The 7,593-nt window shown below is 60.2% G+C and carries 7 protein-coding genes; 3 read left to right on the top strand and 4 right to left on the bottom strand.

Annotated features, from left to right (window positions below; genetic code table 11):
* Window positions 1–8 precede the first annotated feature (8 nt).
* Genes F8N12_RS21420 through F8N12_RS21410 form a run of 3 tightly spaced genes read left to right on the top strand, consistent with a single transcriptional unit; the run spans window position 9 to window position 1,803 of the window.
* Entirely contained in the window at window positions 9–317 is a 309-nt protein-coding gene (locus F8N12_RS21420; RefSeq protein WP_224787736.1) for a septal ring lytic transglycosylase RlpA family protein, read from the top strand.
* Between the two features lie 50 nt (window positions 318–367).
* Window positions 368–1,426 (top strand): calcium/sodium antiporter, encoded by a 1,059-nt coding sequence (locus F8N12_RS21415; protein WP_150582181.1) that lies wholly within the window; start codon window positions 368–370, stop codon window positions 1,424–1,426.
* On the top strand, window positions 1,423–1,803 hold the full coding sequence (locus F8N12_RS21410; protein ID WP_150582180.1) for a carboxymuconolactone decarboxylase family protein: 381 nt from the start codon (window positions 1,423–1,425) through the stop codon (window positions 1,801–1,803). Before F8N12_RS21415 ends, F8N12_RS21410 begins: the two co-directional genes overlap by 4 nt.
* A gap of 75 nt (window positions 1,804–1,878) precedes the next feature.
* Here the strand turns inward: F8N12_RS21410 and F8N12_RS21405 are convergent, their stop codons facing one another.
* The 4 genes from F8N12_RS21405 to F8N12_RS21390 all read right to left on the bottom strand — a co-directional run bounded on the left by F8N12_RS21405 (window position 1,879) and on the right by F8N12_RS21390 (window position 7,567).
* The gene (locus F8N12_RS21405; protein ID WP_150582179.1) at window positions 1,879–2,820 is read right to left on the bottom strand and encodes an AEC family transporter; all 942 of its coding nucleotides are present in this window, start codon (window positions 2,818–2,820) and stop codon (window positions 1,879–1,881) included.
* Window positions 2,821–3,005: 185 nt separating this feature from the next.
* Window positions 3,006–4,559: a galactarate dehydratase gene (gene garD / locus F8N12_RS21400; RefSeq protein WP_150582178.1), complete on the bottom strand. Its 1,554-nt coding sequence runs from the start codon at window positions 4,557–4,559 to the stop codon at window positions 3,006–3,008.
* Between the two features lie 11 nt (window positions 4,560–4,570).
* Window positions 4,571–5,938, bottom strand: a complete 1,368-nt coding sequence (locus tag F8N12_RS21395) for an MFS transporter (protein WP_150582177.1) — start codon at window positions 5,936–5,938, stop codon at window positions 4,571–4,573.
* A 183-nt stretch (window positions 5,939–6,121) separates the two neighbouring features.
* The gene (locus tag F8N12_RS21390; RefSeq protein WP_150582176.1) at window positions 6,122–7,567 is read right to left on the bottom strand and encodes an aldehyde dehydrogenase family protein; all 1,446 of its coding nucleotides are present in this window, start codon (window positions 7,565–7,567) and stop codon (window positions 6,122–6,124) included.
* Window positions 7,568–7,593: the final 26 nt, after the last annotated feature.

Here is a 7,593-nt window from a genome sequence, read left to right as displayed (position 1 = left end):
GCACGGACATCATCGACCCCCACGGTTACAACAAGACCGGCACCGCCTCCTATTACGGCGCCAAACACCATGGCAAACGCACGGCCAGTGGCGAGCGTTTCAACAAGAATGCCTTGACCGCCGCCCACCGCCAGTTGCCATTCGGCACCCGGGTGAAGGTCACCAATCTGAATAACGACAGGTCCTGCGTGGTGCGCATCAACGACCGCGGGCCGCATACTCGCGGACGGCTGATCGATGTTTCCCACGAAGCCGCCGAACAACTGGGTATGCTCAGAAGCGGCACCGCACGGGTTCGCGTGCAAGCCCTCGATTAACCCATGGAGCCCCGACTATTTTCGGACTTGCCGATTTACCCCTGATCAGCGTGATCGAGTTGCTCGGCGGCTTGCTGTTACTGATTGCCGGCGCCGAACTGATGGTACGCGGCGCTGTGCGCCTGGCCGCGCGCCTGCACGTGCGGCCGCTGATCATCGGTCTGACGATTGTCGCCTTGGGCAGCAGCGCGCCGCAGATGGCGGTCAGTCTGCAAGCCACACTGGCCCATAACGCGGACATCGCGGTCGGCAGCGTGATCGGCAGCAGCATTTTCAACATCCTCGTCACGCTGGGGCTCTCGGCGTTGATCATCCCGCTGCGGGTGTCGCGAGAATTGGTGCGACTGGATATCCCGCTGATGATCGGCGCCAGCCTGTTGGTGTTCGTGCTGGCCTGGAATGAGGAGCTGACGCGCACCGACGGCATGCTGTTACTGACAGCGCTGGTGTTGTATCTCGGTTTACTCCTGCGCCAGTCGCAGCACTCGTCGCGGCCGCCGTCTCACGATGAAAAGCGGCAAATACCGTGGTTGCGCAGCCTGTTGACGATCGTTGTGGGGCTGGCGATGCTGGTATACGCCGGGCATTTGCTGCTGGGTGCGGCGGTGTCGGTCGCCTCCGATCTGGGTCTTTCGGAGCGGATCATCGGCCTGACAATCGTGGCGGTCAGTACCTCGTTGCCGGTACTGGCCACCTCGTTGATCGCGGCGTTGCGCGGGCAGCGGGATATCGCCGTGGGCAACGTGATCGGCAGCAATCTGTTCAACCTGCTGGGGGTGCTAGGGCTGACTGCACTGGTCGCGCCGTCACCGCTGTCGGTCTCGCCGAACGCGCTGGATTTCGACCTGCCCGTCATGCTCGGTGTCGCGGTATTGTGCCTGCCGGTGTTCTATTCCGGTTATCGGGTCACGCGCGCCGAAGGCTTACTGTTTCTGGGTCTGTATCTGGCGTATGGGCTGCACGTGGTGTCGTTCACCACCGGCATGCCGCTGGCGGGCAAGCTTGAACATTTGATGCTGTTTTTCGTCCTGCCGGCGCTGGTGGCCTTTCTGCTGTTTACATCGCTGCGCGCCTGGCGTCGCCAACACCACAAAAGAGAATCGCCATGACCGACAATAAAAAACCCGGGGTTGAAGTCCGTCGCCAAGTGATGGGCGATGCTTTTGTCGATCGCGCCTTGGGCAATGCCACCGAATTCACACAGCCATTGCAGGATTGGGTAAACGAGCACGCGTGGGGCAGCGTATGGAATCGCGAAGGCCTGGAGCTGAAAACCCGCAGCCTGATCACCCTCGCCGCGCTGACCGCGTTGAAGTGCCCTCAGGAACTGAAAGGCCACGTGCGCGGCGCATTGAATAACGGTTGCACAGTTGAAGAGATTCGCGAAACGCTGCTGCATTGCGCAGTGTATGCAGGCGCGCCCGCGGCGATCGATGCGTTTCGCGCGGCGCAGGAAGTGATCGATAGTTATCAGAAGCCGGAGTAACTCGCCGGCTTATTGGGTAACCGTCAGACCGGCATTCCGACGATGAGGCCCGAAAGAACACTACAAATTCTGACGCTATATCCACCCACCCCATTGCAACAAAAAGATCCCGATATTGGTCGTGATCGCCGCCATCAACGTGGTGATCACGATAATCGCTGCCGCCAGCTCATGATTGCCATTCGCTGCCCGGGCCATGACGAAACTCGCGGCCGCCGTCGGGCTGCCGAAATACAGAAACAAAATGCCCAGCTCCGCCCCGCGAAACCCCCAGAGCCACGCACCCAGCGTCGCCAGCACCGGCAAACCGATCATCTTCACCAGGCTTGAACTGAGCGCCATCGAGCCACTCTTGCGCATCGCCGCCAGTGACAACGTGCCGCCGATGCAGATCAGCGCCAAGGGCAGCGTGGTTTGCGCCAGGTATTGCCCGGACGTCTCCAGCCAACCCGGTAAACCAATCTTGAAATAAGCAAACGGCGCCGCCGCCAGAACGCTGATGATCAGCGGGTTGATCATCACGCTTTTGAAGATGCTCCACGGGTCTGACTTGATCACCGGGCTGTACACCGCCAGGACGATGGTCGAGAGCGTGTTGTAGAACAGGATGACCAACGCCGCGAGGATCGCGCCGAGGGAAATGCCGTAATCGCCATACATGCTCGCCGCGAGGGCCAGGCCGATGACACCGTTGTTGCCGCGAAAGGCGCCTTGGGTGTAAATCCCGCGATCCTCGCGAGGGCACTTCCAGATCGCCCAGCCCCAGGCAATGGCGAATGACACCAGCGTGGCGAGCGAGAAATAGATCAGCAGCGACGGTTGCAATGCTGCGTGCAGGTCGGCATGCAGGATGCCCAGAAACAACAACGCCGGCATGGTGACGTTGAACACCAGGGACGACGCGGTGTGGATGAAGTTGTCGTTGATCCAGTTGATGCGCTTGAGCAGCACACCCAAAAACAGCATGGCAAACACCGGCGCGGTGATGTTCAGGGTTTCGAGGAAAATAGCCAGCATGCCGGGGATCACCTTGGGTGAGCGTCGTTAGGGGGCTAATGATATGCCACTCAGCCCTTCGGCGTCTGTTAGACCGCTTTCGCGAGCAGGCTCGCTCCCACATTTGTCCTGCGTAAAACACACAATCTGCGCACGACGAAAATTCCTGTGGGAGCGAGCCTGCTCGCGAAGCAGGCGACTCAGTGTCAGGTGATCGGCGCCGGATTGAACAACGTAATGTCGTTATACAGCTTATGCTGCTCAGCCCATGTTTGCTTCTTGCCGCTCGCTACCTCCAGATAGTAGTGGAACAACTCCCAGCCCAGATCCTCGATCGACGCCCGCCCGGTGGCAATCCGACCGGCGTCGATGTCGATCAGGTCCGGCCAGCGCTGCGCCAGTTCGGTGCGGGTCGAGACCTTTACCACCGGCGCCATCGCCAAGCCATAAGGCGTACCGCGCCCGGTGGTGAACACATGCAGGTTCATCCCGGCCGCCAGTTGCAAGGTCCCGCAGACAAAATCACTGGCCGGCGTCGCACAGAAAATCAGCCCTTTGCGCTTGAACCGTTCACCAGGGCCAAGCACCCCGTTGATCGCGCTGCTGCCGGATTTGACGATCGAACCCAACGACTTCTCGACAATGTTCGACAACCCGCCCTTCTTGTTACCCGGCGTAGTGTTGGCGCTGCGATCCGCTTCACCCTTGGCCAGGTAACGGTCGTACCAGTCCATTTCGCGCACCAGCTCCTGCGCGACTTCCTCGGTTTCGGCCCGCGACGTCAGCAAGTAGATCGCATCGCGCACTTCGGTCACTTCGGAAAACATCACCGTCGCGCCGGCCCGCAGCAACAGGTCCGAGGCGTAGCCCAGCGCCGGGTTGGCGGTGATGCCGGAAAACGCATCGCTGCCGCCGCATTGCATGCCAAGAATCAGCTCGGACGCCGGCACGGTTTCCCGGCGACGCTGATCGAGTTTCTTCAAACGGGTTTCGGCCAGCTGCATGATCTGTTCGATCATTTCGGTGAAGCCGTGACTGGAATCCTGCAGGCGATACAGCCACGGATCACTGAGGTCTACCGAGCTGTCCCCTTCGTGCATGACCTGCCCGGCCTGCAATTTCTCGCAGCCCAGGCTGATCACCAGCGCTTCGCCACCCAGATTCGGGTTGCGCGCCAGGTTGCGCACGGTGCGGATCGGGATGTACGCATCGGTGGCGGTGATCGCCACGCCACAACCGTAGCTGTGGGTCAGGGCCACCACGTCATCGACATTAGGGTATAGCGGCAGCAATTCATCCTTGATCCGCTTGACGGCATGATCGAGCACGCCGGTGACGCACTGAACGGTCGTAGTGATGCCAAGAATATTGCGCGTACCGACGGTGCCGTCGGCGTTGCGGAAACCCTCGAACGTGAAACCTTCGAGCGGAGCTTGCGCCGCCGGCACTTCGGTGGACAGCGGCAAGCTGTCCAGCGGCGGCGCGGTCGGCATGCGCAGTTGATCTTCCTTGACCCAGCTGCCGCGTGGAATCGGCTGCAACGCATAGCCGATGGTCTGGCCGTAACGAATCACCTGGCCGCCTTCGGGAATATCTTCCAGCGTGACTTTATGGCTCTGCGGCACGAAATCCACGGTCACAAGGCCGTCTGGGAATTCAGTGCCGGCCGGCACGCCCTGGTCGTTGACCACAATCACTACGTTGTCCCGCTCGTGCAGGCGGATGTAGCGCGGCGAGTCAGAATGTTCAATCAACTGCATGACGCCGCTCCTCAGGAATGTGCTTCAGATAATTTGCTCAGTTCGGGGCCGGCGCTTGGCGGCTCTTTGAGCACGACACGTTTGATCGGGCCGACGATCACCAGGTAGCTGAACACCGCGACCAGCGCGTTGCAACCGACGAATACCAGCGCCCATTTGAACGAACCGGTGGAGCTGATGATGTAGCCAATGACAATCGGCGTGGTGATCGACGCGATGTTGCCGAAGGTGTTGAACAGGCCGCCACTGAGGCCGGCGATCTGTTTTGGCGAAGTGTCGGACACCACCGCCCAACCCAGTGCGCCTACGCCTTTGCCGAAGAAGGCCAGTGCCATGAAGCCCACCACCATCCACTCAACGTCCACGTAGTTGCAGGCGACGATGCTACTGGAGACCAGCAAACCGGCAATGATCGGCGCCTTGCGGGCGAAGGTCAGGGAATGGCCTTTGCGCAGCAGGTAGTCGGAAATGACCCCGCCGAGCACACCGCCGATGAAGCCGCAGATCGCCGGCAATGAGGCGATGAAACCGGCCTTGAGGATGGTCATGCCGCGTTCCTGCACGAGGTACACCGGGAACCAGGTCAGGAAGAAATAGGTGATGCCGTTGATGCAGTACTGGCCCAGGTAAACGCCCAGCATCATGCGGTTGGTCAGCAACTGGCGAATGTAGTCCCACTTCGGACCGTCGGCCTTGGCACCTTTGCCTTTGTCCTGGTCCATGTCGACCATGCCGCCGTTGTCGGCGATGTGCTTGAACTCGGCTTCGTTGATCATCGGGTGCTGGCGCGGGCTGTAGATCACTTTCAGCCAGATGCCCGAGAAGATGATGCCGATCACGCCCATGACGATGAACACGTGCTGCCAGCCATAGCTGTAGACGATCCAGCCCATAAGCGGTGCGAACAACACGGTGGCAAAGTATTGCGCCGAGTTGAAAATCGCTGACGCTGTGCCGCGTTCGGCGGTGGGGAACCAGGCGGCGACGATGCGTGCGTTACCGGGGAACGATGGCGCTTCGGCCAGACCCACCAGGAAGCGCAGCATGAACAGCGCAACCACCGCGGTGGACATGCCGAACTCGCCGACATAACCCTGCAGCACGGTGAACAGTGACCAGGTGAAGATGCTGAGCGCGTAGATTTTTTTCGAACCGAAACGGTCAAGCAGCCAGCCGCCGGGAATTTGCCCGGCCACGTAAGCCCAACCGAATGCAGAGAAGATATAGCCGAGAGTGACCGCGTCAATGCCGAGGTCTTTTTGCAGGCTGGAACCGGCGATGGCGATAGTCGCCCGGTCGGCATAATTGATCGTGGTCACCAGAAAAAGCATGAGCAGGATCAAATAGCGGACGTGAGTCGGCTTTTGGGTGGATTGCATGTAAATGTACTCCCACAAATTATTTTTATGCGCGGGTGAAACAGGTCCATCCTCCGTAGGAGCTGTCGAGTGTAACGAGGCTGCGAGCTTTTAAGATCAAGGGATCGCAGCCTCGTTTCACTCGACAGCTCCTACAGGGATTTGCGGTGTTTGGCGATATGCCCGACACCGCGGTGCAGCGGGTTACGAGCCGATGTAGGAGGTTTTTACAACCGTGTAGAACTCTTGCGCGTAGCGACCTTGCTCGCGGGATCCATAAGAGGAACCTTTACGCCCACCGAACGGCACGTGGTAATCCACGCCCGCCGTCGGCAGGTTGACCATCACCATCCCGGCCTGGGAGTGGCGTTTGAAGTGGTTGGCGTACTTCAGCGAGGTGGTGGCGATGCCCGCCGACAGACCGAATTCAGTGTCGTTGGCTATGGCCAGTGCCGCATCGTAATCCGCCACGCGAACCACGTTGGCCACCGGGCCGAAGATCTCTTCACGGCTGATGCGCATCGCCGCTTCACTGTCGGCAAACAGCGTTGGCGCCAGGTAGTAGCCTTCGGTATCGCAGGTCACCAGACCACCGCCACTGACCAGACGTGCACCTTCGGACTGGCCGATGTCGATGTATTTCATGTCCTGATCAAGCTGCGCCTGTGAGACGACCGGGCCGATATCGGTGCCGGCTTTCAGCGCGTGGCCAACCTTGATCGACTTCATGCGCTCGGCCATGGCTTCGACGAATTTGTCGTGAATCCCGGCGGTGACGATAAAGCGGCTGGAAGCGGTGCAACGCTGGCCGGTGGAGTAGAACGCGCTCTGAACCGACAGCTCGACCGCTTGCTTGAGGTCGGCGTCGTCAAGAATGATCTGCGGGTTTTTGCCGCCCATCTCCAGCTGAACCTTGGCCTGACGCGATACACAGCTGACGGCGATCTGGCGACCAACGCCCACGGAACCGGTGAAGCTGATGCCGTCGACTTTCGGGCTCTGCACCAACGCATCGCCAACCACGCGACCGCTGCCCATTACCAGGTTGAACACGCCGGCAGGGAAGCCTGCGCGGGAGATAATTTCCGCCAGCGCCCAGGCGCAACCGGGGACCAGATCGGCGGGCTTGAGCACAACACAGTTGCCGTAGGCCAGGGCCGGGGCAATTTTCCATGCCGGGATCGCGATCGGGAAGTTCCACGGGGTGATCAGGCCAACCACGCCCAATGCTTCGCGGGTCACTTCAACGTTTACACCTGGGCGCACCGACGGCAAATAGTCGCCGGAAAGGCGCAGGGTTTCACCAGCGAAGAATTTGAAAATGTTACCGGCGCGGGTCACTTCACCGATGGCCTCAGGCAGGGTCTTGCCCTCTTCCCGGGCCAGCAAGGTGCCAAGTTCTTCGCGGCGGGCGAGGATTTCCGTACCGACTTTATCCAGTGCATCGTGACGCGCCTGAATACCCGAAGTGGACCAGGCCGGGAACGCAGCGCGGGCGGCGTCGATGGCCGCGTGGACCTGAGTCAGGTCAGCCTTGGCGTAGTCGCCGATGGTGTCGCTCAATTCGGACGGGTTGATGTTGGCGCAATAATCACTGCCCGCAACCCATTCGCCGTTGATGTAGTTATCGAAACGCTTTGTATCAGCCACAACAATCTCCTTACGCAAAAGGCCGC

The organism is Pseudomonas fluorescens (genome assembly GCF_902497625.1).
In the GTDB taxonomy this organism is placed as follows: domain Bacteria; phylum Pseudomonadota; class Gammaproteobacteria; order Pseudomonadales; family Pseudomonadaceae; genus Aquipseudomonas; species Aquipseudomonas fluorescens_BQ.
Note: the sequence above shows the minus strand (reverse complement) of the source record. Positions and strands in the feature narration are given on the sequence as shown.

Bases quoted from the DNA above. Each gene is read 5' to 3' on its own strand.
- F8N12_RS21405 (WP_150582179.1), bottom strand. From the start codon at position 2,820: ATGCTGGCTATTTTCCTCGAAACCCTGAACATCACCGCGCCGGTGTTT.
- garD (WP_150582178.1), bottom strand. From the start codon at position 4,559: ATGCAGTTGATTGAACATTCTGACTCGCCGCGCTACATCCGCCTGCAC.
- F8N12_RS21395 (WP_150582177.1), bottom strand. From the start codon at position 5,938: ATGCAATCCACCCAAAAGCCGACTCACGTCCGCTATTTGATCCTGCTC.
- F8N12_RS21410 (WP_150582180.1), top strand. From the start codon at position 1,423: ATGACCGACAATAAAAAACCCGGGGTTGAAGTCCGTCGCCAAGTGATG.